We start from the raw sequence: 26,078 nt of genomic DNA, 5'->3' as shown, positions 1-26,078 counted from the left end.
GTCTGTCGATGTTCCGGATCTTGTCAGCTAAGATCGAAGCGGATGCGCTGCCGGGCCCAGACGCGCACGTTGCGCCCCTGGTACCGGGCCGGCTCGAACTGCCAGTTCTGGACGCCTTCGATTGCAGTCTGCTCGAACAAGCCGGCCGGGCTGGCTTCGAGTACCTGGACTTTCTCGATCTCACCGGCGGCGCTGATCAGCAGCGACAGCACGACATATCCCTCCACACCCTGCTTGCGCGCCGAGGACGGATAGGGCAAGGGCGTCTGGCGAGTCGGGCGCGGCGGCTGGTCGACCGAATCGTCGGTCATGACCACGTCTTGCGTATCACCCAGCAGCGCGTCGCGCAGACTGCCCAGATCCTCGGCATTCACGCCCGGGATGCCCATGTCGATGCCCGACAGCGAGGTATCGAGATTGACCATCGGCGGATTGATATCGCGCGAGCGCTTCGGCTCTGGCCGCTCACGCTTGACCACCCGCTTGGGCGGCGGCTCGGGCTTGCGCTCGACCTGGAAGCTGGTCTGCCGAGCCAATTCCTGTGCTTCGGGTCCCTTGGCCAGGCGATTGATCATCAGCAGTGTGCCGATGATCACCACCGAGCCCAGCACCATGAATGTCAACCCGTACGCCCATTTTTTCAATTCTGAAGTCATGCCCTGTTCGCCTCGTGAGAATGGATTGAATGACATGGATCAACCTGCTCCGGCTTCTTCAACCGTAGCCACACCGACGTCGGCAGCTCCCGCTCGCCGGGCCTGGTCGACCACTTCCACCAGCTTGCCGGCCGGAACGTTGTTGTCGGTGACCACCAGTACCGATTGCGATGCAGCGCCCTGCAGCATGTCCCTGAGCTTGCTCTGGATCACCCAGACGCGAATCGGCTGACCATCGAGCCAGGTCTCGCCGCTGTTGTCGATGTAGAGGCGAATGGCCTTGGTCGACGCCTGCTCGGAGGTTGAAGCGCTGGGCCGATCAAGATCGAGCTTCATGTCCTTGACGAAAGTCGTCGAGACCATGAAAAAGATCAGAAGGATGAAGACCATGTCGATCAGCGGTGAAATATCGACGGTCTGGACGCTGTCGCTTCGTTCGCGATATCTCATGCCGGGCTGCCTTGCTGCACGCGTGTGCAGAGAATGTCCTTGACCTGGGCCAGCTCGAGCCGGATCACTGCGGCGCGCTTCTCGAGCATGCCGCCGACGATCAGGCCGGGAATCGCAACGGCCAGGCCCATCTGGGTCGTAAACAGCGCCTGTGAAATGCCGCCGGCAATACCACCGGACTGGGCGAACAGCGACATGTCGCCAAGCGAGTCGAAGGTCTCGATCATGCCCACCACCGTGCCAAGCAGCCCCATCAGGGGTGCCACGGCCACGATCGTCATGATCAGCTTGTGGAATCGGTTGATGCTTCGCTCGAGCGGCCAGAAGGCATCGTCAAGTCGGCGCCGAAGATCGCCGTGACGCGACCCGGCAATCTGCAGCCCCAGGTCGATGGCCTTCTCGATCACCCCGCGCGGTGCACGGCCAAAGCCATCAGGATATTTCTGGATGATCCGGCGCACCGGACGGATGTTGCCGCGCTTGAGCGCAGCGAAGCGATAGCCGATGGCAAACCACAGGACCACCGTGGCCGCGACGAGTGGCGGCATGACATAGCCACCCACCTCGAAGTAGAACCGCAAATCGTTGAGCAGTTCGCCGAGCATCAGGCCTCGCCCTTGTCTGCAACAGGACGCGCCTCGGCATACTGGTTGGTAACGCGCAGCGCGGCCTTTTCCATATCGTCCTTGATGCGCTCGGCCCAGCTCGACAGCAAATTGCCCAGCAGCAGCGTCGGGATCGCCACGATCAGGCCGAGCTCGGTGGTCACCAGGGCGATCGAGATGCCGCCCGAGAGCAGCTTCGGATCGCCGGTACCGAACTCGGTAATCACGTCGAAGGTCGAGATCATGCCGGTGACGGTGCCGAGCAGGCCGAGCAGCGGCGCCACAGCGGCGATCACCATGATGAAAGCGCCGAAGCGGTTGAGGTGGCCGCTCTCGTGCAGAATCGACTCGGATACGATGTCTTCGAGATGCTCGCGGTCGCGATCCAGGTTGCGCAGCGCTGCGGCCACGACACGGGCGGTTGCCCCCTGGCGCTTCTTGAGCACCGAAAGCGCCGCTTCCCTGTCACCGCGGCGAACGTGGTCGGAGATATCGTCGAGAATCCGGCCGGTCGAAGCGCCGGCTCGTCCCAGGAAAACGGCGCGCAGAATGACCAGCGCGGCCGCCAGCAGACCCAGGAAGAAGATGATCCAGCCGATGACGCCGCCATCGGCAATGGTCTCGAACACCCCCTTGGCGCCCTTTTTCTCGACTTCGGCGCTGAGCGTTTCGAAGATAAAGATCGGCAGCGGAGAGACCAACTGCCCGGCCGCCAGGGCACGGGCCGCTTCGGCCGATTCCTCGTTCCAGAGCTTGAGCTCGCCCTCGCCGGCCGGCGCCAGTGCCCCGGCACCGCGCTCGCTGAAGCCGTAACTGGCGATGCGGCCAACATGGATGATCTCGCCGTTGACCCGCGCGCCATCGGCCAGAAAGAACTCACCGTCAACACGCCGCACTGCGCCACGACGATCGAGCTCGCCCAGGGCCGTTTCGAACATCGCCGCGATGTCGTCCGGTCGGGGCACTTCATCGCTTTCCAGAGCGGGTGCCTGCCAACCGTCGATCGTCGCTTCGGCCTGGAGAAACGTGTTGGCGAGCAGATTGACATTGTCGCGTGCGGCCTCGACCGAACGCTCGGACTCGAACACCTGCTCATCGAGGCGGTCACCGCGGCTGGTCAGCTCGACCACCCGGCGCTCGAGCATGCGGATATCCGCTTCAAGCGCCTGCCGGTCGGCCTCACTGCTTTGCTCGAACTCGGCAAGGCGCCGTTCCAGATCGCGCTTTTGTCCCTGCAGAAACGCGAATTCACGCTGATAGGCCTGCTCCAGTGACGGTGCCTGTTCCGCGACGGGCGCAGCTTCCGATACCTGCTGTTGTGCCGGAACCGGCTCGGCGACAGCTCCGGGCTCGGGAGTCTCGCCTTCCTGCGCCACCAGCGGTACGGCAAGAGCAGCTGCGCCGATCAGAATCAGGAGGTGTGAAGTGCATCGATTCATCATTCGGACTCCAGCCGGATGGCGCCGTTGGGCAGTTCGAAATAGCCGGTACGAATCTGCTTTCTCAGGGATTCAAACAGGGCATCGATGCGCTGAATGGCGGCACGGTCATCCAGGCGGGCAAAGCGCCACGCATCACGGCTGCGCTCGGCCTGTCCGTAGTGCCCGTCGCGGGTCTTGAAGTACATCGCCACGGTGCCCAGACGGGCGACATCGGCCAGCACCTGTTGACCGTCGAGTCGAATCACCTGGCTGTAGAGCCCGTTTTCACGGGTCAAGCGCAGCTCATCCTCGTAAAATCCCCACAGGCGATTGATGGCTCGCGGCGGCGCCAGCGAACCGGTTTCGAGCTGGGTTTCGATCTCGGCCAGCGCAGTCAGTCGCTCTTGCGGCTTGAACGGCAGTGACGTATCGATATGCTGCCGCAGGGACATGATGGCCTGCTGGGCGACCGGCACCAGTGACTCACCGGCAATCCCCGCCTGCTCGGCGCGTTCGCGGTTTCGGGCCAGATCCTCTTCAAGCTGGTCGACGCGCAGCTGTTCGCGGCGCGCGGTCGCCTCCAGCTCGCCTTTCTGGGCCGCCAGCGAACTCATTTCGTTGCGGTGCTGGTCCTGCCTGCGGTTAAGCTCGCTGTTAAGGGACTCTACTTCGCCACGAATGCGCACGAGTTCCTCGGCCAGCACCTCCAGGTTGTCGCCCTCGGCTGCCGGCTGGGCCGCCAGAATCATTGGACACAGCAGCAACCCGATCAACAGACCGGGCCGATAGACTCGCCTTTGCATGGATGCTCCGCGTTTTTAAACGTCGATTGGGCTGATGCCGGCTAAGGTAGCGAGGCTTCGTGTCACCTCGGTGACGCAAACATGACAGTCAGATTTCAGCTGCGTTGATCCCGGTGGCACAGGTGATTCAGCAGGGCCGTGCGCAGACTGGCTCAGTGCACCGAATCCACGGACGATTGCGGGAAGGCGGGAACGGGCACTCCAGACCGGAGCAGCCGCAGTGCACGAAACCGGATTTCACAGCATCGACACTCAGCTGGCATCGAAACGTCACCGATGTGAAACATGCCAAGATCGCGGTTAGACAATTTGCATGTTGGCCACGATTATGTGCTACTGTGCACCCGCACTCGGCCACTGCCTCTACCTGCAGTGAAGCAACCGGTGCCCTCTCGCGGATAGCATGTAGACCAAGGCCTCTCCCCGATTTGTAGCTCGCCCGATTGACGGGCTTTTCTTCGCCTTGGTTTACACAAGGAATACAAATGAATTTCGATTCCCTCGGCCTCAAGGCCGAACTGCTGCGTGCTGTCAGCGAACAGGGCTATACCCAGCCCACACCCGTGCAGGTCAAAGCCATTCCGGTCATTCTCGCAGGCCGCGACATCATGGCCAGCGCCCAGACGGGCACCGGCAAGACCGCCGCCTTCACCCTGCCCCTGCTGCAGCGACTGAGCGAACGGGCCGGCCACCAGCGCCAGCCGCGTGCCCTGATTCTGACGCCGACGCGCGAACTGGCCGCCCAGGTCAACGAGAACCTGCGCGCCTACGGCCGCCATGTCCAGCTGCGCTCGCTCGAGATCTTCGGCGGCGTGAACATCAACCCGCAGATCACCAAGCTCGCCCGCGGCATCGACGTGCTCGTCGCCACGCCGGGTCGTTTGATCGACCACATGCAGCGCGGCACCGTCGACCTGTCGAAGATCGAGTTCCTGGTGCTCGACGAGGCCGACCGCATGCTCGACATGGGCTTCCGCCCGGCCATCGACCGCATCGTCAAGATCCTGCCGAAGCAGCGCCAGACCCTGCTGTTCTCCGCCACCTTCTCGAAAGAGATTACCCAGATGGCGCACAACTTCCTCAACAATCCCGAACGGGTCGAGACGGCTGCGCCGAACTCGACGGTCGATGCGATCGCCCAGCAGGCCTTCCGCGTCGACCAGAAGCAGAAGCGCGAAGTGCTTTCGTTCCTGATCGGCTCGAACAACTGGCAGCAGGTGCTGGTATTTACCCGCACCAAGCACGGCGCCAACCGACTGGCCAAGCAGCTCGAAAGCGATGGCCTTCCCGCCGCCGCCATCCACGGCAACAAGAGCCAGGGCGCGCGCACCAAGGCCCTGAGCGAGTTCAAGAAGAACAAGGTTCGCGTGCTGGTGGCCACCGATATCGCCGCCCGCGGCCTGGATATCGACCAGCTGCCGCACGTGGTCAACTACGACATTCCCAACGTGCCCGAAGACTACGTGCACCGTATCGGCCGCACCGGCCGGGCCGGGCGCGACGGCCTGGCCGTCTCGCTGGTGGCCGGCTCCGAGCACGGCCTGTTCGAAGACATCCGCAAGCTGGTCAAGACCGAAATCCCGACCTACGGCGTCGACGGCTATGAGCCCACCGAACCGCTGTCTAGGGATGCCGGCAAGACTCCTGCCCGCGGTGGTCGCGGCAACGGTGGCGGCGGCAGGCCCGGCGGCGGCAGCGGGCGGGGTCGCCCCGCCCAGGCCAACGGCAAGGGCAACGGCACGCAGCGCGGCCGGCGCAACAGCCAGGCCAGGCGCAAGGCCGCCTGAGCCCGGCGCCGGCCGCCGTTCACCGCGCTTCGAGTCGATCGAGAAACGCCGCAACGGCCCGGGTCATGGCCTCGGGCTGTTCGGTGGGAATCCAGTGCAGCGCGTCGATCTGACGGATCTCGGCGGCGGGCAGGCGAGCAAGCAATAGCCGGCTGCGCTCCGGGTCCGCCAGCAGCGCTCCGCCCGAGAGCAGCGCCAGGGCGGGCGCGTCGATGCGCTCGATCGGACCGACCTCGCGCAGCACCTGGTAGAGCGCCTGCAGGTAGGTCGCCACCGGCATGTAGGCCATGTCCCCGCTGGGCCTTGCATAACGCTTGAGCATGGCCTCCGGGCTGCCGTGCTCGACCATGGCCCGCCGGGTTTCACGGTCGAGCTCGGTCAGATCGAGCACCGGCAAGGTGCGGCGATGAACGCCCAGCGCGTTCAGCGCCCGGACCGGCAGGGCCAGCAGCGGCAGCAGCCAGCGGACCGGCCGCAGCCAGGCGATCACGCCGCGCAGCGCGTCGGGCAGCATGGGTTCGACCAGCACCAGCCCGGCGCTTCGCTCGGGATGCTCCAGCGCAAGGCGCAGCGCCAGGTTGGCGCCCAGGCAGTGCCCCCCGACCACCGCCTTCCCGCAGCCGGTCTCTTCGAGCAGGGCGATCAGGTCATCGATCCAGTCGACGCGCCCGAGCCGGCCGCGGAACGGCGAATGGCCGTGGCCGCGCAGATCCGGCGCCAGTACCCGCCCGCCGCGGCGCTCGACCAGGGCCCACGCCAGTTCCCGCCAGCGCGTGGAGTTGCTGGCCAGGCCGTGGAGCAGGACCAGCGGCGGTGCGCTGTCCCGCTCATCCCCCCAGCTGCGATAGAACAATTCACAGCCTGCACGACTGAACGCATGGGTGGTCTCGCCGCTCATGGCGGCACTATACCGTGCCGGGCGAAATGCGCGCTGATATAGTGTGGACCACGGCCTGGCTGCAAGGAAAAACCCACGATGACCGACGCACAGCGGGTACTCATCCTCGGCCACGGCGCCATGGGCTCGGTGTTCGAAACCCTGCTCGCCGACCACGACCTGGTCATCTGGGAGCGCGACCCCGACAGCGGTGAAGAAAGCTGCCCGCTCGAGACGGCCGGCCGGGATCGCCAGGTCGTGCTGTTCGCCCTGCCCGCCTTTCCGCACCGCGAGCTGGCCGAGCGCCTGGCCGGGCAACTGCCCGAGGACGCCGTCTGCCTGTCGATCGCCAAGGGCCTGGATGCCGATGGCCGCACGCCCGCCCAGGTCTTCGAAGGCGTTTTCGACGACCGCCTCGCCTGGGGCATGATCTGCGGCCCGATGATCGCGCGCGACCTGCAGTCCGGCCGCGCCGGCTTTGCCGCCCTGGCCTCCGGCAGCGAGCGGGGGCGCAAGGCTGCCGGCCTGTTCGCGCGCACCCGGCTCTACCTGGACCCCATCGAGGACGTGCACGGCGCCGCCTGGTCGGTGATTCTCAAGAACGTGTTCGTGCCGATGGTCGGCGCGGCCGACAGCCTCGAAATGGGAGACAACATGCGCGGGTTTCTGCTGGCCGAGGCGCTGGCCGAACTCGCCCGGATCGTCGAGGACCGCGGCGGCCGGCGCGCGACCGCCTACGGACCGGCCGGCCTGGGTGACCTGGCGACCACCGCCACCAGCGAATCCTCGCATCACCGCGGCCTCGGCGCCCGCCTGGCCGGCGGAGAGCACGACCGCCTGGACGAGGAAGGCGAGTACATCCGCAGCGAGGGCCTGCATGCCGTGCAGCGGGTGCGCGAGTTCAGGCTGCTGCCGCGCGGGCGCTACCCGCTGTTCGACCTGGCCACGGACTTTCTCGACGGCGCGGTGACGCTGCGCGAGGGCCTCGACCGCTACCTCGGCGACCGCTTCGGCCGGCCCATCGGCAGCTGACGATGTCCCCCGATCCGCTCGACTGGCTGCTGGCTCACCGTGGCTGGCCGGCGTGCTATCCGGAAAACAGTCTTGAAGGCATCGACGCCGTGCTGGCCGCCGGCGCCCGGCAGGTCGAGTTCGACGTGCAGATCACCGCCGACCGCCACGCCGTGGTCGTTCACGACAACAACCTGCGGCGCCTGACCGGCGAAGGCGGCCGCGTGACCGAACTGACGCTCGACGAACTCGGGCGGCGCCGTCTCCGGCCCGATCGCCGCTCGCGCATTGCCACCCTGGGCGAAACCCTGGCGCTGTTCGATCTGCACCCTCGGGTGACCGCCTTCGTCGAGCTCAAGCGCCACAGCATCGAGCATTTTGGCCACCGGCAAGCCGTCGAAATCGTGACCGCGGCACTGCGCCAGGCGCCCTGCCCCTGCGTCCTGATTTCATTCGATCCCCTCGCCCCGGCCCTGGCCCGCGAGCAGGGCATCGAATTCACCGGCTGGGTGATCAGGTCCTGGACTCCCGAAAGCCACCGACAGGCCGAGCGGCTGGCCCCGGACTGGCTCTTCATTCGCGCCGATCGGGTACCGGACGAAACGCGTCCGTTCTGGCCCGGACCCTGGCGCTGGGTGGTCTACGGCGTCGATGCGCTTGCCGAGGCGCGGCGCTGGCGAGAGCGGGGTGCGACCCTGGTCGAGGTCGACGACCTGCCGGGTGTGACGGGGGTTGCGCATGGCCGCTGAGACCCGGCTGCTCATCGATGTCGGCTCGACCAGCGTGCGCGCCCTGGCCGTCGATGCCGACGACCGGATCCTCGCCCGGGCCAGCCGGCCGCTGAAAACGCAGGAAGCCGGCAGGCGCGTCGAGTACCGGGCCGGAGACTTGCTCGCTGCCGTCGAGGGCGCCGCCTGCGAGGCGGCCGAGGGCCGGCTCATCGACCAGGCCGGCCTGGCGGTTCAGCGCGGCTCGATCGCCTGCTGGGACCGCCGGACCGGCGAGCCGCTGGCGCCGGTGATTTCCTGGCGCGACCGGCGCACCGCGGACGAGGCCCCGCCGCTGCCGACCACCGACATTCGCATGCGCACCGGCCTGCGCTTTTCGCCCTACGCCGGTGCGCCCAAGATCGCCTGGTGTCGAGCCCACCTGCCGGCAGTCGTGCAGGCCGAACGGCGCGGACGGCTGGCGGCCGGCCCGCTGGGCAGTTTCCTCGCCGCCCGGCTGGGCGCGAGCGTTCAGCCCGGCTGCGACCACACGCTCGCCCAGCGTACCCTGCTATGGTCGCGCGCGAGGCGTGGCTGGGACCAGGACCTGCTCGACGCCTTCGACATTCCGGAGTCGATCCTGCCGGAAGTCGTCGGCAGCACGGCGGACTTCGGGTCCGTCGGCATCCTTCCGGGCGCCCCGCCGCTCAGGGCGCTGGTCGGCGACCAGAACGTCCTGCCCTTCATCGACGGGCAGCCCGATCCACACACCCTTTACGTCAACCTGGGCACGGGGGCCTTCCTGATCCGGCCGGTTGCCGAACCCATCGACACCGACCGGTTCCAGCTCAGCTACCTGGGCGGCGACGCGGGTTTCGCTCTCGAGGGCAGCGTCCACGGCGCCGGCTCGGCCCTGGCCTGGCTGGCGCGGCACGACCAGGGCGGCAGCCGGTTCACGCCCGGGCGCCTGGCGGCCCTCGACCCTGCGGCCGAGCCATCCGCCCTGTTTCTCAACACCATCGACGGGCTGGGCTCGCCCTGGTGGTGCGGCGGCCCCGAGGCCGCGTTCGCCGGCGTGGCCAACCCGGAAAGCCTGTCCTTCGACCGGCGCCTGGCCGCCGTGGTCGAAAGCATCGCCTTCCTGATTCGCGCCAACCTCGAGGCCATGAACCGGCTGACCGCGCCGCCGCGGCGCATCATCGTCAGCGGCGGCCTGGGACAGTCCGATTTCCTGGTCGCGCGGCTGGGCGGGCTGATCGACGTCGAGCTGCTGCGCCTGCGCTCGGCCGAGGGCACGGCCATGGGGCTGGGGGCCCTGCTGTCCGATCGCCCCCTGCCCGACGCCGCCTTCGAGCCCGTGCCGTGCGGAACGGTCCCCGCGATCGAGCGGCGCTACGGGTCGTGGCTCGAGGCGCTACGGCTGCACATGCAGGATCCCGACGACGAGCCGGGTCGCGTCCGAAACCCGCGCTGATACCCCCTGTTGCCGCGTGGAACATTCAATACATCACTTTATGTATGTTCGTTAAATAGTTGTTTATACAAATCAATTTACAAGCTAACCCTGTTTCTAGTTGTGCCATATACCCCGCGGGGGTATCATGGGCGGCATGGACAAGCACCCTTCGCATCACGACCAGCTCCAGCGCCTCAACCGGGCCCGCGGTCAGCTCGATGGCATTGCCCGGATGATCAACGAAGGGCGCTACTGCGTCGACATCCTCACCCAGCTGCGCGCGGCCCGCTCCGCCCTGCGCGCGGTCGAGGACGGCGTGCTCAGAACCCACGTCCAGCACTGCATCCAGGACGCGCTGACCCGGGGCCGGACCGAAGAGCCCAATCAGCGCATCGACGAACTGATCGACGTGCTGACCCGCTACGGGCGCTAGCCCCTGCCCCGAAAACCACCGACTTGAACTCGCGAGGCCCACGATGAGCGAACACGAGCACTGCCACGGCAACCGGAAAGAAAGCGACCAGCACTGCTGCCATGGCGGCGCTGAGTCCGTCGAGCCCTCCGGCGACAAGGCCTACTACTGCCCGATGTGCGCCGGGGTGGAATCCGACGAACCCGGCAATTGCCCCAAGTGCGGCATGGCGCTGGAAAAGGCGCAGTCGGGCCCGTCGACGAAGACCGAGTACGTCTGCCCCATGCATCCGGAAGTGGTGCGCGACGAGCCGGGTGAGTGCCCCATCTGCGGCATGGCGCTGGAACCGCGCACCGTAACGCTCGAGGAAGAAGACAACCCCGAGCTGGTCGACATGAGCCGGCGCTTCTGGGTGAGCGTGCCCTTGTCGGCCATCGTGCTGTTCCTGGCCATGGGCAAGATGCTCATTCCCGGCCTGGACGAGCTGGTTCCGCACCGGCTCGGCATCTGGCTGGAGCTGGCCTTCGCCACGCCGGTCGTGCTGTGGGCCGGCTGGCCGTTTTTCGTGCGCGGCTGGCTGTCGGTGCGCACGATGAACCTCAACATGTTCACGCTGATCGCCCTGGGCGTGTCGGTTTCCTACCTCTACAGCGTGGTCGCCACCGCCGCCCCGGGGATCTTCCCGGCCTCGATGGTCAATGAGCACGGCACCGTCGGCGTGTATTTCGAGGCCGCCGCCGTGATCGTCACCCTGGTACTGCTCGGCCAGGTGCTGGAACTCAAGGCCCGCTCGAAGACCAGCCAGGCCATCCGCGCCCTGCTCGGCCTGGCGCCGAAGACCGCGCGGCGCATCGACTCGGACGGCAACGAGGAAGACGTGCCGCTCGAGGACGTGCAGATCGGCGACCGGCTGCGCGTGCGCCCCGGCGAGAAGATTCCGGTTGACGGTGAAGTCGTCGACGGCCGCTCCAACGTCGACGAATCGATGATTACCGGCGAGCCGGTCAAGGTCGAGAAATCATCGGGCGAGAAGGTCATCGGTGCGACGGTCAACGACTCCGGCACGCTGGTGATCGAGGCCAGACAGGTCGGCAACGACACCGTGCTGTCGCAGATCGTGCGGATGGTGGCCGAGGCGCAGCGCTCGCGCGCGCCGATCCAGAACCTGGCCGACGTGGTGGCAAAGTACTTCGTGCCGGCGGTCGTGGCTTCGGCCGTGGTCGCATTTTTCGTCTGGCTGACGTTTGGCCCGGAGCCGCGCCTGGCCTACGCCACGGTCAACGCCGTGGCCGTGCTGATCATCGCCTGCCCCTGCGCGCTGGGCCTGGCCACGCCGATGTCGATCATGGTCGCCACCGGCCAAGCGGTGCGGGCATGGGCGTACTGTTCCGCAACGCCGAGGCGATCGAACACTTGCGCGAGGTCGACACCCTGATCGTCGACAAGACCGGCACGCTCACCGAAGGTCAACCGAAGCTTGCATCCATCGAGGCGGCCGAGGGCGTGGACGAGAACGAGCTGCTGGCCGCCGTCGCCTCGCTCGAGCGCGCCAGCGAGCATCCGCTGGCCGAATCCATTGTCGAAGGCGCGAAGGCCCGCGATCTCGAGCTGACCGACGTATCGGATTTCGAGTCCGTCACGGGCCAGGGTGTTCACGGCCGGGTCGGCGACAAGCAGGTCGCCCTGGGCAATCGCAAGCTGATGGAAGCGCTCGAGGTCAACGTCGAAGCGCTGATCGACACCGCCGAGAAGCTGCGCGGCAAGGGCCAGACGGCGATGTTCGCCGCCGTCGACGGCAAGGCCGCCGGCCTGATCGGCGTGGCCGATCCGATCAAGGAGAGCACGCCCGATGCAATCAAGGCGCTGCACGCCGAAGGCCTGGAGATCGTGATGGTCACCGGCGACAGCGAGACGACGGCGAAAGCCGTGGCGAAGGAACTGGGCATCGACCAGGTCTTTGCCGATGTCGCGCCAAAGGACAAGGCCGAGAAGGTCAAGGCGCTGCAGGAGGCCGGACGCACCGTGGCGATGGCCGGCGACGGCATCAACGACGCCCCGGCCCTGGCGCAGGCGCAGGTCGGCATTTCCATGGGCACCGGCACCGACGTGGCGATGGAGTCGGCCGGCGTCACCCTGGTCAAGGGCGATCTCAACGGCATCGTGCGCGCGCGCCGGCTGTCGCGGGCGACCCTGGCCAACATCAGGCAGAACCTGTTCTTCGCCTTTGTCTACAACAGCCTGGGCGTACCCGTCGCCGCCGGGGTGCTCTACCCCTTCTTCGGCCTGCTGCTCAGCCCGATGATCGCAGCGGCGGCCATGAGCTTCAGTTCGGTGTCGGTGATCGGCAATGCGCTGCGGCTCAATGGCAAACAGATCTGACCGCAGGAACGCGGTTCGCCGCAAGGCGCCGTCGAAGGATGCCGAATGAGCCCGATCGAACAGGCCGTAATTGACGCGATCGATGAAGCGGCGCTGCTCCGCAGCCTGAGCGAGCTGATCGCCCTTGACTCGAGCAACGGACAAGAGATCGACATTCAGCTGGACATGGCCGAACGCCTGACCGGCATGGGTATGGACGTCGATCTCTGGGAGATCGACCTGCCCAGGATGCAACAGCATCCCGCCTGGGGTGTGGAGATCCAGCGCGAGCGTGCCCTCGGGCTGGTTGCCATGTTCGGCAGCGCCCAGGGCCCGCGACTGGTCCTCAACGGCCACGTCGACGTCGTCCCGGCCGGTGAGCTGGACCGCTGGACCATGCCGCCTTTTGTCGGCACGGTTCGCGACGGCCGCGTCTATGGCCGCGGATCAGCCGACATGAAAGGCGGCTTGTGCTGCGCCATGGCTGCCGTGAAGGCCATCGCTGCAGCCGGCGTTCGGCTGCGCGGGCAAGTGCAGATTCAGTCCGTTGTCGGCGAGGAAGACGGCGGCCTCGGGACCCTGGCGACGATCGTACGGGGGCATCGCGGTGATGCGGCGATCGTGATGGAGCCGACCGAGTTGATGATCGCGCCGGCCCAGGCCGGCGCGCTGAGCTTCCGGATCGTCATTCCCGGACAGGCGGCCCACGGCGCGCTGCGCATTGAAGGGGTCGACCCACTCGGACACTTCCCCCGGATTTACAGCGCGCTCGCGGCGCTGGAGGCCGAGCGCAACCGGCGCCTGGCGCATCCATTGTTCGCCGATTATGCCGTGCCCTTTGCCATTTGCATCGGCAAGGCGCGGGCCGGCATCTGGGCTTCAACGGTAGCCGAAGCGCTGGTGCTGGAAGGACGCTACGGCCTGGCCATCGGCGAAGACCCCGAAACGGCCCAGCTTGAGCTGGAAGCGGCCCTGCGCGGGGCTGGAATGGGCGATCCCTGGCTGGAACGAAACCCACCGCATATCGAGTGGTGGGGTGCACGCTACCTGCCTGCCGCCATTGATGTCGACCACACGCTGGTCCGTGCGCTGGCAAAAGGATTGACCGAAGTGACCGATCGGGCCGCCGTTATCCGCGGCATGCCCTACGGGGCTGATATGCACCTGCTGGTTCACCATGCTCGCACGCCGACGGTCCTGTTCGGCCCCGGCAATGTCAGGGTTGCACACGCACCCGACGAATTCGTGCCGATCGAAGAACTTCTGACCACCACCCGTAGCCTGGCATTGGCCATCCTGCGTTTCTGCGGTATGGTCCGTTGATCGCCTCCGCTTTCCACTACTGCCCTGAGCCACGATGACACGTGCCAAACAGCTTCGCGTGCTGCTTTTGCTGCTGCTGCTTTTCCCGCTGGTGATCCTCGCCTTCTGGGAGCGGGACCAGCGTCCGGATTGGTCCGAAACTCTGATTGTTGGCGTCTACCCGTACAATGCCGATGGATCGACCGAGGTGCGACGCTGGCTCGAATCGCTCAACAGTGCCCACTATGATCCAGTCGAATACTGGCTGGCCAGGCAGGCCGGTCGCCACCGGCTGCCGCTCGATCCGCCCTTCGTTATCCGCAAGGGCCCGGTGCTCCAGCGGGCGCCTCCCTTGCCGCCGAGCCGCGGAGGCTACTGGCGGAAACTGAAGTGGGCAGTGAACCTTCGCTGGTGGTACTGGCAGCTGGACATCCGCGAACTGAACCCGGACATCGTCATCGTCGCGCGCTACAGCGCGCAGAACGGCCAAGGCCTGGATCTGCATTCCATCGGCATGTCCAGTCCCCGACTGGGGCTGATCAGCCAGTCAACCGGTGAAAACGCCCAGGACCTCAACCAGGTCATCCTGGCCCACGAGTTGCTGCACACCGTCAACGCCCGGGACCTCTATAACTCTGCGACCGGGCTGCCGAAATTCCCGGAAGGTTACGCGCAGCCCGGCAGGACACCACGCTTTCCGCAGCCAGTCGCTGAAATCATGGCGGGTCGAATACCGGTCAAACCGGATATGGCGCAACAGGCTCAAAGTCTGCAACAGTGCCAGATCGGGCGGCAAACGGCGCGAGAAATCGGCTGGCTGCAGTAACGACGCCCGCACACCGACGCAGCGGGATCATGCCGCTGCCGTTCCATGACGAGCGACAATCAGCTCGGCCACGGCCTCCGCCCATTGCCGGTAGGCCGCCGCTCCGGGATGAAACCCGTCGCTGGCCATCAGCGTCTTTTCCGGGCCAAACGCAACCGACAGGAACTCGGCATCGGGCTCTTGCGCCAGGTCTTCCCGAAGCATGCGATCGAGCCAGCCCGCGCGCTGCCCGAGATACCAGCGCAGCGGCTGCGGCAATGCCGGGAACCAGCCCATCGGCGGCAGACCGGTGACGATCAGCTGTCTGATCCCGAACCGGGAGCGCAACTGTTCGCGCAGCCGGCGCTGCTCATGGCGCCAGGAGGACAGGTTCAGTCGGCTGATGACGTCGTTGACCCCGAGTGAGGTGACCACCACGTCAAAGGACTCGGGTGCTGATGCCTGAACGGTCGCCAGCGCGTCGCGCGTCGTCACGCCCGTTCGCGCGATCAGGCGCCAGTGCAATTCGAAGTGATTCGACAGGGCCACAGCCAGGCGGCCGGCCAGAGCCTGTCGCTGATCGTTGACTCCCACTCCGGCGGCAGCCGAATCGCCAATGATCAGCAACTTGAGTAGCGGCCCGCTTCCGACTCGACCACAGCGGGAACCGGCCGGTTCGGGCAGCCTCGGCGTAACGCGTCGCACGTACAGCCCTTGGCCCAGCAGCACCGGGGCCAGGATGGCGCCGGCCGCGACACCGGCCAGACCGGGTCGAATGCCCATCCCAAGCTCAGCCGCCGACCAGCGGTTCCAGGCCGGTTTGTGGTGGCGCTGCACAGGGGTGCGCTCCCAGCGCTTTGGCCACGTCCCGCGCGTGCGGTGCGAACAGCAGTTCAACCCGGCAATGCAGTGCCCCGGAGACATGCCGGATGTAGGCAGCCGGCCGGCTTGCATCCAAGTGTTCGCTGAGCACCCGACGACGAATCTGCGCCAGCGTGGTGTCGGCCAGCATCGCGTCTCCCAGATCGAGGCGATACCATCGCTCGCCGGCACTTGGCGACCGGCGATGATTGCGGCCGGTCATCATCGGGCCAAGGTGTCCTGCGGTCTGAAAGGGTTCATGATGGCCCGTCCCCGCGCTGAGCCAGGCGCTGGCTGGCAGTGGCCATGTCTGCGATCTGCTCGGGCGTGACTGCGGGGAAGGTGATCGGCATTCGTTCGAGCGTCTCGACCATGATGCGCGCGACGGCCAGGCGCATGTAGGGCTTGGAATCGGCCGGGATCGCAAACCATGGGGCCTGATCGGTCGAGGTCTCGCGCAGCAGCGCCTCGTAGGCCTGCAGATACTCGGTACGTCGCTCCCGGGTCTCGAGGTCACCGAGCCGGAACTTCCACTGCTTGTCCTGCCGTTCGATACGCCGCTGAAATCGTCTGGCCTGTTCGGCCATGGAAACGTTGAGCCAGAACTTGACGATCACCGTTCCGTTTCGTGCCAGGTGCTGCTCCCAGGCCCGGATCGACTCGAACCGCGCGAGCCAGAACGACTCGTCGGGTGTTGTCGATAGGCCCTGCCCGGCCAGGTGCCGGGGATGAACGCGAACCACCAGCACCTCTTCGTAATGCGAGCGGTTGAAGATGCCGATTCTGCCGCGCTCGGGCAGCGCCCGAGCACAGCGCCAGAGAAAGTCATGCCCGCATTCGCGACCGCCAGGCGGACCGAAGGAAGTCACCCGGAATCCGGCCGGATTGACGCCGGAAAACACGTGGCGAATCGTGCTGTCCTTGCCGGCCGCATCGAGCCCCTGAAACACGGCCAGCACGGCCTTGCGGCCATCAGCGTAGAGCAGACGCTGCAGGTCGTGGAGACGGCGCACCTGCCGGTTCAAGGCCTTTTTCATGGCTTTCCTGCCGGGGATGCCCGGCGGAGGCTCGGCTGCAAACCGGTCAATCACAAAGCGCCCATCGACCGGCACACGATAGGCGGCGCTCCAGTCGTCATGCAAACCTGATGCGTTGTCACTCATGCCAGACTCCAATCAACAGACCGTGCACCTGCTCGCGAAAACCGTCAGCCGTTCGCTATACTGGCCGGACGAATGAGGATCCCGCTGATGATGAAAACACATTATTGCCTATTCTTGCTGCTGCCGCTGGCCACTGCATGCAGCGGGCCGGACCAGGCGCCGAACGCGGAAGAAACCGCCGACCATGTTCTGAAGGAATACGAGGAAGCCACCGAGAAGGCACGCCAGGTCGAAGACCAGCTCCAGAAAGGCCTGGAGCGGACCCGCGAAGCGCTGGAAGACCAGGAGGGCTAGGGGACGCCCTGTTCCCATGCGAGGATGGCACGCTTGCGCCAGATGCCGCCGCTGTAGCCGCCGAACGCACCGCTGCTGCGCAGCACGCGGTGACAGGGGATGAGCAGCGGAACCGGATTGGCCCCGACCGCCGAACCCACCGCACGCACGGCATCGGGACGGCCGATATGGGCAGCGATGCGCCCGTAGCTCACGGCCGTAGCCGGGGGCAGCCGCAGCAGGGCCGACCAGACCTGCAGCTGAAAATTGGTGCCAGCGACCGCCAAGCGCAGCCCATCCGGTCCGATGCGCAGACTGTCAACGATGCGCGCCATGGTCGGCGCGGTCCGCGCCGGATCGCAAACCAGCTCGGCGCGCGGCCAGCGGGCACGGAAATCCGCCAGCAGCAATTCAACGCCTTCGTCGACAAACGACAGACCGCTGATCCCACGGCGTGATTCGACCAGCAGGGCGCTGCCGAACGGCGTTTCGTGGACGCCATATACAAAGCACAGGGCTTCGCCACGCCGCTGGATCGCGCCCGGCGTGACCGCTTCGGCGCCGACGATCAGGTCATGCAAACGCCCGGGGCCGGACAGCCCGGATGCCAGGGCCGTTTCGACCACGGGCACCGACTTTTCGAGCAAGCGGCGTGCATGGGCTGCGGTCACGCTGGCCAGGAACCGGTGCGGTGTCACACCAGCCCACCGCCGAAACAACCGATGGAAACGCGAAGAGGACAGCCCGACATGGGCCGCAACCTCGGTCACGGATGGCTGTTCGCGAAAATGATGATCAAGGTAGGCGATGGCGCGCTCGATGCGCTGGTAGTCGTTCATGGCGACAGCACCCGCTGCTCAGCTTACCGCTAGACTGCGCCGATCGCCGGCGCTGTTCAACCCGAATCCTGCCGACATGCCCGTCAAATGTGCGCGGGAGACGAACAGAGGCTTGAGTTGAGGGAAAACTGGAGGCTAGGCCCGGAATCGAACCGAGGTACACGGCTTTGCAGGCCGCTGCATAACCACTCTGCCACCTAGCCGGTCAGCACGTCTGGGATTGTAACCGAAAGCAGGCCCGGAAGGCTGATGGCCGGCTACAACGCAGAAGGCCCGGTCGATCCGGGCCTTCTGGAATCTGGAGCGGGAAACGAGACTCGAACTCGCGACCCCAACCTTGGCAAGGTTGTGCTCTACCAACTGAGCTATTCCCGCAAAAGACCGACAATTGTAAGCGCCCGGTTCCGTCTGTCAAGGGCCAGAGCGCAGGATTTTTGCACGATTTGGCGTCTGGCTGGCTCGGAAAGGGTGAGCGTACTTGCGTCTGGCGCGAAAGCTGTCACAATAACGCGGTTTTTCAACTGCGAGAACAGCCTATGGCCAAGGATGAACATATCGAGATGGAGGGCAAGGTGCTCGAGACCCTGCCCAACACCATGTTCCGTGTCGAACTCGACAACGGGCATGTCATTACCGCCCATATCTCCGGGCGCATGCGCAAGCACTACATCCGGATTCTGACCGGGGATCGGGTCAAGGTCGAAATGACGCCTTACGACCTGAGCAAGGGACGCATCACCTACCGCATGAAATAGTCGCCGCGCAGGCGGTCAGTCTGCCACCGGTTCGACGCTGCGCCCGCGACAGGTCAAATCCAGACCGCTACCGTCATCCCTTAGACGGACTTCTACCTCGCCACCATCGGCAAGCGCGCCGAACAGCAGCTCGTCGGCCAGGGGCCGCTTGATGTGCTCCTGGATGACCCGCTTCATCGGCCTTGCTCCCATCTTTTCGTCGAAGCCATGCTCGGCCAGCCATTCCCGTGCGTCAGCGCACACCTCGATATGCACACCCTTGTCGGCCAGCTGATTCTCCATTTCCATCAGGAACTTGTCGACGACCTGCATCACCACATTCAGCGCCAGCGAATGGAACTGGATGATGGCATCCAAACGGTTTCGGAATTCCGGGGTGAACTGCTTTCGAATGGCCTCCATGCCGTCGCTGGAATGATCGGCGGGCGTGAAACCGATGCCGCGCCGACTGACCAGTTCAGCGCCGGCATTGGTTGTCATGACCACAATGACGTTGCGGAAATCGGCGCCGCGCCCGTTCGCGTCGGTCAGCTTGCCGTGGTCCATGATCTGCAGCAGCAGGTTGTAGACGTCCGGGTGAGCCTTTTCGATCTCGTCGAGCAAGAGCACCGCATGCGGCGTCTGGGTGACGGCCTCGGTCAGCAGGCCGCCACGGTCGAAGCCGACGTATCCCGGCGGCGCGCCGACCAGACGCGAGACCGAGTGTGCTTCCATGTATTCGGACATATCGAAACGCACCAGCTCGATGCCCAGGGTCAGCGCCAGCTGGCGCGTCACTTCGGTCTTGCCCACACCGGTCGGCCCGGCAAACAGGAAGCTGCCGATCGGCCGCTCTACCTCGGCCAGCCCGGAGCGTGACATCTTGATGGCTGAGGCCAGGGTGCGAATCGCTTCGTCCTGGCCGAACACCACCATTTGAAGGTCGCGCTCGAGAGTCTTGAGCGCGTCACGATCGGAACGCGAGACCTGACGCGGCGGGATACGCGCCATCCGCGCCACGATTTCCTCAATCTCGTTGACGTCAATCTGCCTAACCCGGTCTTCGGCTGGCTTGAGCCGCTCGCGGGCGCCAGCCTCGTCGATGACATCGATCGCCTTGTCTGGCAGATGGCGGTCATTGATGTGCCGCGCCGACAGCGTGGCTGCGGCCTCGAGCGCCTCGCTGGTGTACGTCACGCCGTGGTGTTCCTCGAAGCGGTGCTTGAGGCCATTGAGAATCTCGATGGTCTCGCCGACCGAGGGCTCGACAATATCGATTTTCTGGAAGCGCCGCGCCAGTGCCCGATCCTTCTCGAACACGCCGCGGTACTCCTCAAATGTGGTCGAACCGATACAGCGCAGGTCACCGTTGGCCAGCACCGGCTTGATCAGGTTGGAGGCATCCATGACCCCGCCGGAGGCAGCACCGGCACCGATGATGGTATGAATCTCGTCAATGAACAACACGGCCTTTTCGCGACTCTTGAGTTCGGCCAGCACGGCCTTGAGGCGTTTTTCAAAATCCCCGCGATACTTGGTCCCGGCCAGCAGGGCACCCAGATCGAGCGCCCAGATTTCGGCGTCGGCCAGCACACCGGGCACCTCCTCGCGCACGATTCGCAGCGCCAGGCCTTCGGCCAATGCCGTCTTGCCAACCCCGGATTCGCCGACGTAGAGCGGGTTGTTCTTGCGTCGGCGACACAGGATCTGAATGGTTCGCTCCACTTCCAGGGCGCGTCCGATCAGCGGATCGATCTGGTCACCTCGTGCACGCTCATTGAGGTTGGTTGCGTAAGCGGCGAGTGCTGACTTGTCGTCTTCGCCGCTGGCATCACCGACCTGGCCCTCCTCCTCGACCGCCGGCTTGGCGCCGGGCTCGCTGGCCTTGGAAACGCCGTGGGAAATGTAGTTGACCACATCGATCCGGGCGACATCCTGTTTGCCGAGCAGGTAGACGGCATGGGAGTCCTTTTCGCTGAAAATCGCGACCAGCACGTTGGCGCCCAGCACTTCCTTGCGTTCGGCCGACTGCACGTGATAGAGGGCGCGCTGAAGTACGCGCTGGAAGCCAATGGTCGGCTGTGTGTCGCGCTGGTCGCCCTCCGAGAGCACCGGCACGGACTCGTCGAGCACCTGACCAAGCTCCAGACCGAGCCGTTCCATGTCCACCCCGCAGGCAGTCAGCACCTCTCGCGCCGAGTCGTTGTCGAGCAGCGCCAGCAGCAGATGTTCGACCGTCAGGAGCTCATGACGCTTGCTGCGCGCCATGTGATAGGCCTGCGAGATCGAGAGTTCAAGTTCCTTGCTGAACATGGCGACGCCCTTCGACTTGACGGTTAAGCGATGGTCCCAGCCACTGAGACCGATTTGCTGGCCAATGATTCCTGGCCGGAGTCACTGATCGGTTTCCTCAAGCGTACACTGGAGCGGATGGTCGTGCTCGCGCGCAAAACCGTTGACCTGAACGGCCTTGGTTTCGGCAATTTCGTAGGTGTAAACACCGGCAACGCCCCGGCCGCGGGTATGGACGTGCAGCATGATGCTGGTCGCCTTGTCATGCGACAGGGCGAAAAAACGCATGAGCACCTGGACGACGAACTCCATCGGCGTGTAGTCATCGTTGAGTATCACGACCTTGTAAAGCGGCGGTTTGCGAACCTTCGGCCGCGCTTCCTGAAGCGCCAGCCCGTCGCCGGTGATACCGCCAGCGTGCTTTTCTCTGTCGCTCATCGGGTGCCGCAGTATCTGACCTGACAGGTCATCATACTGCGGCAGCCGTCAACGGTTTTCAAGCATCGGCCGGTCAGAAGGGCAAAAACTCGAACCGGTCGGAAAAAACAACCGCACACGCCCCCTCCGGAAGCTCGTTGTCGGCCTCGTCGATCGCACCGTCGCAGTCGTTGTCCTGCCCGTCGCAGACCTCGTCCGCGCCCGGATTCATGGCCGGATCCTGATCGTGACAGTCGGAAGAGTCATCATCCCAGAGATCAGCAGTCGCCGAGCCGCAGGCGCCGGGCAGATCGGCCGCGCCTCCGGTGGCCGTAAACGAGCTCTCGCCGGAGGTCGTGGTGCCGTAGCCGTCCATGTCACCGTCGTCATAGCAGACCAGCGTATCCGTGCAATTCTGATCGATATCATCGCCCGGTATGTCCGTGGCAACGGGGTTGATATCAGGGGCATTGTCGTTGCAATCGACTGTGGCATCAAAGCCATCACCGTCGTTGTCAACCCCCTGAATACCCTGCCGGGCCGTTGCTGATGCGCGGGATTCGCTGGCCTCCGAAGTGTCCGAGCCCTCGATGATCACGGTGTCAGCCAGGACCAGCCCTGTCATCAACGACAAGGACAGCAACAGCGGGGCTGCGACCCGCGCCGTCCGGGCAGTTGTGACTGCAGACATCTCCAGCATGATCGCTTTCCTCACCGTCGGCGACAGTCGGCAAATCCCGACCTGCCGACCTGGCCGAGCGCCTGCAGCCGCGGGAATCGTGGCCGTCCATCGGCCGATCATAGCGCCGCGTCGACGCGCTTTGCAACGGGCGCCGGGGTGACCGGCAACCGGTCAGGCGCTCCTGGCCCGGTCGAACTGATCCTCTTCGGTCGACCCGGCAAGCGCGCCGAGCGAGGAATCTCCGCCGCTGATGGCCTGGGTCAGCTGGTCGAAGTAGCCGGTACCAACCTCGCGCTGGTGGCGGGTGGCGGTATAGCCTTGCGGCTCGGCCGCGAATTCGTCCTGCTGCAGCTCGACGTAAGCCGACATCTGGCGCTCCTTGTAGCCGCGTGCAAGCTGGAACATCGAATGATTGAGGGCGTGAAAGCCGGCCAGGGTAATGAACTGGAACTTGTAGCCCATGGCACCCAGCTCGCGCTGGAAGCCTGCAATTTCGGTGTCGGAGAGGTTCTTTCTCCAGTTGAAACTCGGTGAGCAGTTGTAGGCAAGCAGCTTGTCCGGATAGGCTGAGCGAACGGCCTCGGCAAAGCGCCTGGCCTCACCCAGATCGGGGGTCGAGGTTTCACACCACAGCAGGTCGGCGTAAGGCGCATAGGCCAGACCGCGGGCAATGGCCTGATCCATCCCGGCGCGGGTGTGGAAAAAACCCTCGGCAGTGCGCTCACCGGTCAGGAAGGACCGGTCAGCCTCATCAATATCGGAGGTTAGAAGCCCCGCGCCCATCGCATCGGTGCGGGCCACGATGATCGTCGGTACATTGCAGATATCGGCAGCCAGGCGTGCCGCGATCAGTTTCTGCACCGCCTCGCGCGTCGGCACCAGCACCTTGCCGCCCATGTGACCGCACTTCTTGGCCGATGCGAGCTGGTCTTCGAAGTGGACACCAGCCGCGCCGGCGTCAATCATGTCTTTCATCAGTTCATGCGCGTTGAGGACGCCGCCGAAGCCGGCCTCGGCGTCGGCCACGATCGGCGCGAACCAGTCGATCTCGCCGCTGCCCTCGGCCGACTGGATCTGGTCGGCCCGCAGAAAGGTGTTGTTGATGCGCCGCACCACCGACGGAACCGAATTGGCCGGGTAGAGCGACTGGTCCGGATACATCTGGCCGGCGATATTGGCGTCGGCCGCCACCTGCCAGCCCGACAGATAAATCGCCTTCAGACCCGCACGCACCTGCTGCATGGCCTGGTTGCCGGTCAGGGCACCCAGCGCGTTGACGAAGTCCTCTTCGCCCAGCAGCCGCCAGAGCTTTTCGGCCCCCATCCGGGCCAGCGTATGCTCGATGGTGACGCTGCCGCGCAGGCGCAGCACCTCGGCGGCATCGTAGGGGCGTTCGACCCCTTTCCAGCGCGGGCTCTCCAGCCATTCGCTCTCCATCTGGATAATCGGCGTCACGTCAGTATTCATGCTGTCAGCTCCGGTTCTGAGTCAGTCAAGCCGGTCGTAGCCCGGCAGGGTGAGAAATTCGATGAAGTCATCACTGGCGGTTGCCTCGTGCAGCAGCGCGGCGGCATCGGCATAGTGTCCCCGGCTGAATCCGGACTCACCAATCTCGGCGCGTAGCTGATCGAGCGCTTCGGCCTGAAAGCGATTGACCAGTGCGTGGTCGATGTTGCGGCCGTCTTCGAGAACCCCGCGATCGTGCCGGATCCACTGCCACAGCTGGGCCCGGGCGATCTCTGCCGTGGCGGCGTCTTCCATCAGGTGATTGATCGGCACACAGCCCTGCCCGCCCAGCCAGGCGCCCAGGTAGCGAATCGCCACGCTGATATTGCCGCGCAGCCCGGCCTCGGTAATCGTGCCCTTGCAGGGCGCAACCAGGTCAGCCGCGCTGACCCGAACATCCTCGCCGAGCCGGTGGAGCTGGTTGGGGCGATCGCCGAGGTGGCGGTTGAAGATGTCCATGGCCACCGGAATCAGCCCGGGATGAGCCACCCAGGTGCCGTCATGACCGTCGCCGGCCTCACGCTCCTTGTCTTCACGGACCTTGGTCAGGGCCCGCTCGTTGGCCTCCTCGTCCCCCTTGATCGGGATTTGCGCCGCCATGCCGCCCATCGCGAAGGCACCGCGTCGATGGCAAGTCTTGATCAGCAGCTGTGAATAAGCGCGCAGGAACGGAACGGTCATGGTGACCTGCGCACGATCCGGCAGCACTTTATCAGGATGTGTTCTGAAGCGTTTGATATAGCTGAAAATATAGTCCCAGCGGCCGCAGTTGAGCCCGACGATGCGGCTGCGCAGCGCGTAAAGGATCTCGTCCATCTCGAACACCGCCGTGATGGTCTCGATCAGCACCGTGACCTTGACCGTGCCTGGATTGAGGTCAAGCCGGCGCTCGATATCGGTCAGCACGCGCTCCCACAGTTCGGCCTCATGCCGGCTCTCCAGTTTCGGCAGGTAGAGATACGGCCCGCTACCGCGATTGATCAGCGTGGCGGCGTTGTTGTAGAGAAAAACCGCCGCGTCAAACATCCCGCCGGGGACAGCGCGTCCGTCGACGCGCACATGCTTTTCGTCGAGATGCCAGCCGCGCGGTCGCACGATCAGCACCGCCGGATCCGGTTCCAGGCGATACTGCTTGCCGCTGTCGGCCGTGAATTCGATGGTCCCGCGTACGGCATCTTGGAGATTGACCTGGCCCGAGATCATGTTGTCCCAGCTCGGGGTCGAGGAATCCTCGAAATCAGCCATGAACACCATCGCGCCGGAATTGAGCGCATTGATGATCATCTTGCGATCCACCGGACCGGTGATCTCGACCCGTCGGTTCCGCAAGTCCTCGGGAATGCGCGCGACCTTCCAGTCGCCTTCGCGAATATCGCGCGTCTCCTCCGGGAAATCCGGCAGTTCACCGGCGTCGAATCGTCGCTGGCGCTCCTGCCGGGCCGCGAGCAGGGCGTCAACCTCATCCCGGTAGCGCCGCGACAAAGCCCCCAGCAGGTTGCGCAGACCAGTCGGCAGCAGTGGGCGCGCCGCATCGGGCAGGGGCGCGCCGAGTTCGAGTCCCGGATCTGCTTCCAGACTGCTGGTCGAGTGATGCTGTGATGCGTGATTCATCTTGGTCTGGACCACCCTGAGGTTGTTGGCCAGACTAGAGGGAGTCGAACTATTTATCAAATTAAATGTTTTTATTTTAAAGATTGAATATTACAATAGTTGCTCCATGGCTCAATATAAAGGCAATCTCCTCAAGCACCTGCGGGCGTTCATTCAGACGGCCCGTACCGGCAGCGTCTCGGCGGCCGCGAACAATCTCTACCTCAGTCAGCCCTCGGTCAGCCAGCAGATTCGCGCCCTGGAAGACGAGCTCGAGCGGCAGCTGTTCGAGCGCCACGGACCGCGATTGCAGCTGACGCCGGCCGGCAAGGCCCTGCTTGAAATGGCGCGTCCGCTGGTCGATCGCATCGACGCACTGCCGGATGATTTCCAGCGCCGCTACGGCTCGCTCGACACCGGGGAGATCCGCATCGCCGCCGGCGAGTCCACCATTCTTCATCTGCTGCCCTCGCTGATGATGCGCTTTCGACGCCAGCATCCCGGCATCTTCGTGCACCTGCACAACGTCACCGGCGCGGACGGTCTGGGCATGATCCGCGGCGACGAAGTCGATTTTGCCGTCGGGTCGATGCTCGAAGTGCCCGAGGACATCGACTATCGGCCGATCTGGCACTTCAACCCGGCTCTGATCATGAGCCGCGACCACCCGCTGGCGCGTCGCCGGGAAATCGAGCTGGCCGATATCAGCCCGCACGGACTCATTCTGCCGCCGCGGCGCCTGAGCACCTACCAGGTGGTTGATCTGGTTTTCCAGAAGCACGGCCTGCCCTTTCGGGTCAATCTGGAGGTCGGCGGCTGGGAGGTCATCAAACGCTACGTTGCGATGGGCATGGGCATCTCGATCGTGACCAGCATCTGCCTGACCGAAACCGACCGCAAGCAACTGGCCGTGCGCGACATGAGTCGCTATTTCCCCCGCCGCAGCTACGGCGCTGTCCTGCGCCGCGGCGCCTACCTCTCACCCCAGGCCGAGCGATTTATTGATTTGATGAGCCCCGATCTTTTCGGGGAATAGCGACCGTAGGTATGACGGGCGGCGCATGGATGTTC

25 protein-coding genes, 2 tRNA genes and 1 pseudogene are annotated in these 26,078 nt (G+C 65.1%); 11 read left to right on the top strand and 17 right to left on the bottom strand.

The genetic code is table 11. The annotated features are described in order from the left end of the window. Positions 1–23: 23 nt before the first annotated feature. From HND55_08310 to HND55_08290, 5 genes are read right to left on the bottom strand one after another with little or no spacing between them, the layout of a single operon-like run. Complete coding sequence (locus HND55_08310) at positions 24–656, bottom strand: energy transducer TonB (GenBank protein ID QKK02645.1); 633 nt, start codon at positions 654–656, stop codon at positions 24–26. Between the two features lie 39 nt (positions 657–695). Further along, positions 696–1,106 (bottom strand): biopolymer transporter ExbD, encoded by a 411-nt coding sequence (locus HND55_08305; protein ID QKK02644.1) that lies wholly within the window; start codon positions 1,104–1,106, stop codon positions 696–698. Further along, positions 1,103–1,711, bottom strand: a complete 609-nt coding sequence (locus tag HND55_08300; protein QKK02643.1) for a MotA/TolQ/ExbB proton channel family protein — start codon at positions 1,709–1,711, stop codon at positions 1,103–1,105. The genes HND55_08305 and HND55_08300 overlap by 4 nt, the downstream gene beginning before the upstream one ends. Next, positions 1,711–3,153, bottom strand: a complete 1,443-nt coding sequence (locus tag HND55_08295) for a flagellar motor protein MotA (GenBank protein QKK02642.1) — start codon at positions 3,151–3,153, stop codon at positions 1,711–1,713. The genes HND55_08300 and HND55_08295 overlap by 1 nt, the downstream gene beginning before the upstream one ends. Further along, positions 3,150–3,935: a DUF3450 family protein gene (locus tag HND55_08290; GenBank protein ID QKK02641.1), complete on the bottom strand. Its 786-nt coding sequence runs from the start codon at positions 3,933–3,935 to the stop codon at positions 3,150–3,152. Before HND55_08290 ends, HND55_08295 begins: the two co-directional genes overlap by 4 nt. A 485-nt stretch (positions 3,936–4,420) precedes the next feature. Between HND55_08290 and HND55_08285 the strand changes: the two genes are divergently transcribed. Continuing rightward, the gene (locus HND55_08285) at positions 4,421–5,722 is read left to right on the top strand and encodes a DEAD/DEAH box helicase (protein QKK02640.1); all 1,302 of its coding nucleotides are present in this window, start codon (positions 4,421–4,423) and stop codon (positions 5,720–5,722) included. 19 nt (positions 5,723–5,741) lie between these two features. On the opposite strand, the gene HND55_08280 is transcribed toward HND55_08285, so the two are convergent. After that, positions 5,742–6,620 carry an alpha/beta hydrolase gene (locus HND55_08280; protein ID QKK02639.1) on the bottom strand — a complete coding sequence of 293 codons (879 nt, stop codon included), beginning with the start codon at positions 6,618–6,620 and terminating at the stop codon, positions 5,742–5,744. Between the two features lie 78 nt (positions 6,621–6,698). On the opposite strand from HND55_08280, the gene HND55_08275 reads away from it, so the two are divergent. The 7 genes and pseudogenes from HND55_08275 to HND55_08245 all read left to right on the top strand — a co-directional run bounded on the left by HND55_08275 (position 6,699) and on the right by HND55_08245 (position 14,671). Beyond that, positions 6,699–7,631, top strand: a complete 933-nt coding sequence (locus HND55_08275) for a hypothetical protein (protein ID QKK02638.1) — start codon at positions 6,699–6,701, stop codon at positions 7,629–7,631. Between the two features lie 2 nt (positions 7,632–7,633). After that, the gene (locus HND55_08270) at positions 7,634–8,359 is read left to right on the top strand and encodes a glycerophosphodiester phosphodiesterase (protein QKK02637.1); all 726 of its coding nucleotides are present in this window, start codon (positions 7,634–7,636) and stop codon (positions 8,357–8,359) included. Further along, complete coding sequence (locus HND55_08265) at positions 8,349–9,791, top strand: hypothetical protein (protein ID QKK02636.1); 1,443 nt, start codon at positions 8,349–8,351, stop codon at positions 9,789–9,791. Before HND55_08270 ends, HND55_08265 begins: the two co-directional genes overlap by 11 nt. Before the next feature lie 136 nt (positions 9,792–9,927). After that, complete coding sequence (locus HND55_08260) at positions 9,928–10,206, top strand: metal-sensitive transcriptional regulator (protein ID QKK02635.1); 279 nt, start codon at positions 9,928–9,930, stop codon at positions 10,204–10,206. A gap of 154 nt (positions 10,207–10,360) precedes the next feature. Continuing rightward, positions 10,361–12,564: pseudogene (locus tag HND55_08255) on the top strand (copper-translocating P-type ATPase). Positions 12,565–12,609: 45 nt separating this feature from the next. Then, complete coding sequence (locus tag HND55_08250) at positions 12,610–13,866, top strand: ArgE/DapE family deacylase (GenBank protein QKK02634.1); 1,257 nt, start codon at positions 12,610–12,612, stop codon at positions 13,864–13,866. Between the two features lie 34 nt (positions 13,867–13,900). Beyond that, a complete protein-coding gene (locus HND55_08245) occupies positions 13,901–14,671 on the top strand; it encodes a hypothetical protein (GenBank protein ID QKK02633.1) in 771 nt (256 codons plus the stop codon). 27 nt (positions 14,672–14,698) lie between these two features. Here HND55_08245 and HND55_08240 read toward each other — a convergent pair whose 3' ends face one another. The 3 genes from HND55_08240 to HND55_08230 are packed head-to-tail and all read right to left on the bottom strand — an operon-like array spanning position 14,699 to position 16,674. Further along, positions 14,699–15,433 (bottom strand): SGNH/GDSL hydrolase family protein, encoded by a 735-nt coding sequence (locus HND55_08240; GenBank protein QKK02632.1) that lies wholly within the window; start codon positions 15,431–15,433, stop codon positions 14,699–14,701. 7 nt (positions 15,434–15,440) lie between these two features. Further along, positions 15,441–15,737: a hypothetical protein gene (locus HND55_08235; protein QKK02631.1), complete on the bottom strand. Its 297-nt coding sequence runs from the start codon at positions 15,735–15,737 to the stop codon at positions 15,441–15,443. A 31-nt stretch (positions 15,738–15,768) separates the two neighbouring features. Continuing rightward, on the bottom strand, positions 15,769–16,674 hold the full coding sequence (locus HND55_08230) for a polyphosphate kinase 2 family protein (GenBank protein ID QKK02630.1): 906 nt from the start codon (positions 16,672–16,674) through the stop codon (positions 15,769–15,771). Between the two features lie 87 nt (positions 16,675–16,761). Here HND55_08230 and HND55_08225 point away from each other — a divergent pair, with 87 nt between their 5' ends. Beyond that, a complete protein-coding gene (locus HND55_08225; GenBank protein QKK02629.1) occupies positions 16,762–16,968 on the top strand; it encodes a hypothetical protein in 207 nt (68 codons plus the stop codon). Here HND55_08225 and HND55_08220 read toward each other — a convergent pair. From HND55_08220 to HND55_08210, 3 genes are all read right to left on the bottom strand, one after another. After that, positions 16,965–17,786, bottom strand: coding sequence for a methylated-DNA--[protein]-cysteine S-methyltransferase (locus HND55_08220; protein ID QKK02628.1), 822 nt, complete (start codon positions 17,784–17,786; stop codon positions 16,965–16,967). The two genes, HND55_08225 and HND55_08220, sit on opposite strands and share 4 nt — an antisense overlap. 129 nt (positions 17,787–17,915) lie before the next feature. Next, positions 17,916–17,989: transfer RNA gene (locus HND55_08215), tRNA-Cys, on the bottom strand. A 96-nt stretch (positions 17,990–18,085) separates the two neighbouring features. After that, a tRNA-Gly gene (locus HND55_08210) sits at positions 18,086–18,161 on the bottom strand. Between the two features lie 161 nt (positions 18,162–18,322). Between HND55_08210 and infA the strand changes: the two genes are divergently transcribed. Further along, positions 18,323–18,541 (top strand): translation initiation factor IF-1, encoded by a 219-nt coding sequence (infA, locus tag HND55_08205; GenBank protein QKK02627.1) that lies wholly within the window; start codon positions 18,323–18,325, stop codon positions 18,539–18,541. A gap of 15 nt (positions 18,542–18,556) precedes the next feature. Here the strand turns inward: infA and clpA are convergent, their stop codons facing one another. From clpA to aceB, 5 genes are all read right to left on the bottom strand, one after another. Next, positions 18,557–20,833: an ATP-dependent Clp protease ATP-binding subunit ClpA gene (clpA, locus tag HND55_08200; protein QKK02626.1), complete on the bottom strand. Its 2,277-nt coding sequence runs from the start codon at positions 20,831–20,833 to the stop codon at positions 18,557–18,559. An 81-nt stretch (positions 20,834–20,914) separates the two neighbouring features. Further along, complete coding sequence (gene clpS / locus HND55_08195; GenBank protein ID QKK02625.1) at positions 20,915–21,250, bottom strand: ATP-dependent Clp protease adapter ClpS; 336 nt, start codon at positions 21,248–21,250, stop codon at positions 20,915–20,917. 73 nt (positions 21,251–21,323) lie between these two features. Next, the gene (locus HND55_08190; GenBank protein QKK02624.1) at positions 21,324–21,929 is read right to left on the bottom strand and encodes a hypothetical protein; all 606 of its coding nucleotides are present in this window, start codon (positions 21,927–21,929) and stop codon (positions 21,324–21,326) included. 153 nt (positions 21,930–22,082) lie between these two features. Next, complete coding sequence (gene aceA / locus HND55_08185) at positions 22,083–23,378, bottom strand: isocitrate lyase (protein ID QKK02623.1); 1,296 nt, start codon at positions 23,376–23,378, stop codon at positions 22,083–22,085. Positions 23,379–23,399: 21 nt separating this feature from the next. Further along, entirely contained in the window at positions 23,400–25,028 is a 1,629-nt protein-coding gene (gene aceB, locus HND55_08180) for a malate synthase A (GenBank protein QKK02622.1), read from the bottom strand. A gap of 106 nt (positions 25,029–25,134) precedes the next feature. Here aceB and HND55_08175 point away from each other — a divergent pair, with 106 nt between their 5' ends. After that, complete coding sequence (locus HND55_08175; protein QKK02621.1) at positions 25,135–26,043, top strand: LysR family transcriptional regulator; 909 nt, start codon at positions 25,135–25,137, stop codon at positions 26,041–26,043. The last annotated feature ends 35 nt before the right edge of the window (positions 26,044–26,078 follow it).

It is taken from the genome of Pseudomonadota bacterium, from assembly GCA_013285445.1.
In the GTDB taxonomy this organism is placed as follows: domain Bacteria; phylum Pseudomonadota; class Gammaproteobacteria; order Xanthomonadales; family Wenzhouxiangellaceae; genus Wenzhouxiangella.
The sequence above is the reverse complement of the archived record's forward strand: the minus strand, read 5'-3'. Positions and strand labels throughout refer to the sequence as shown.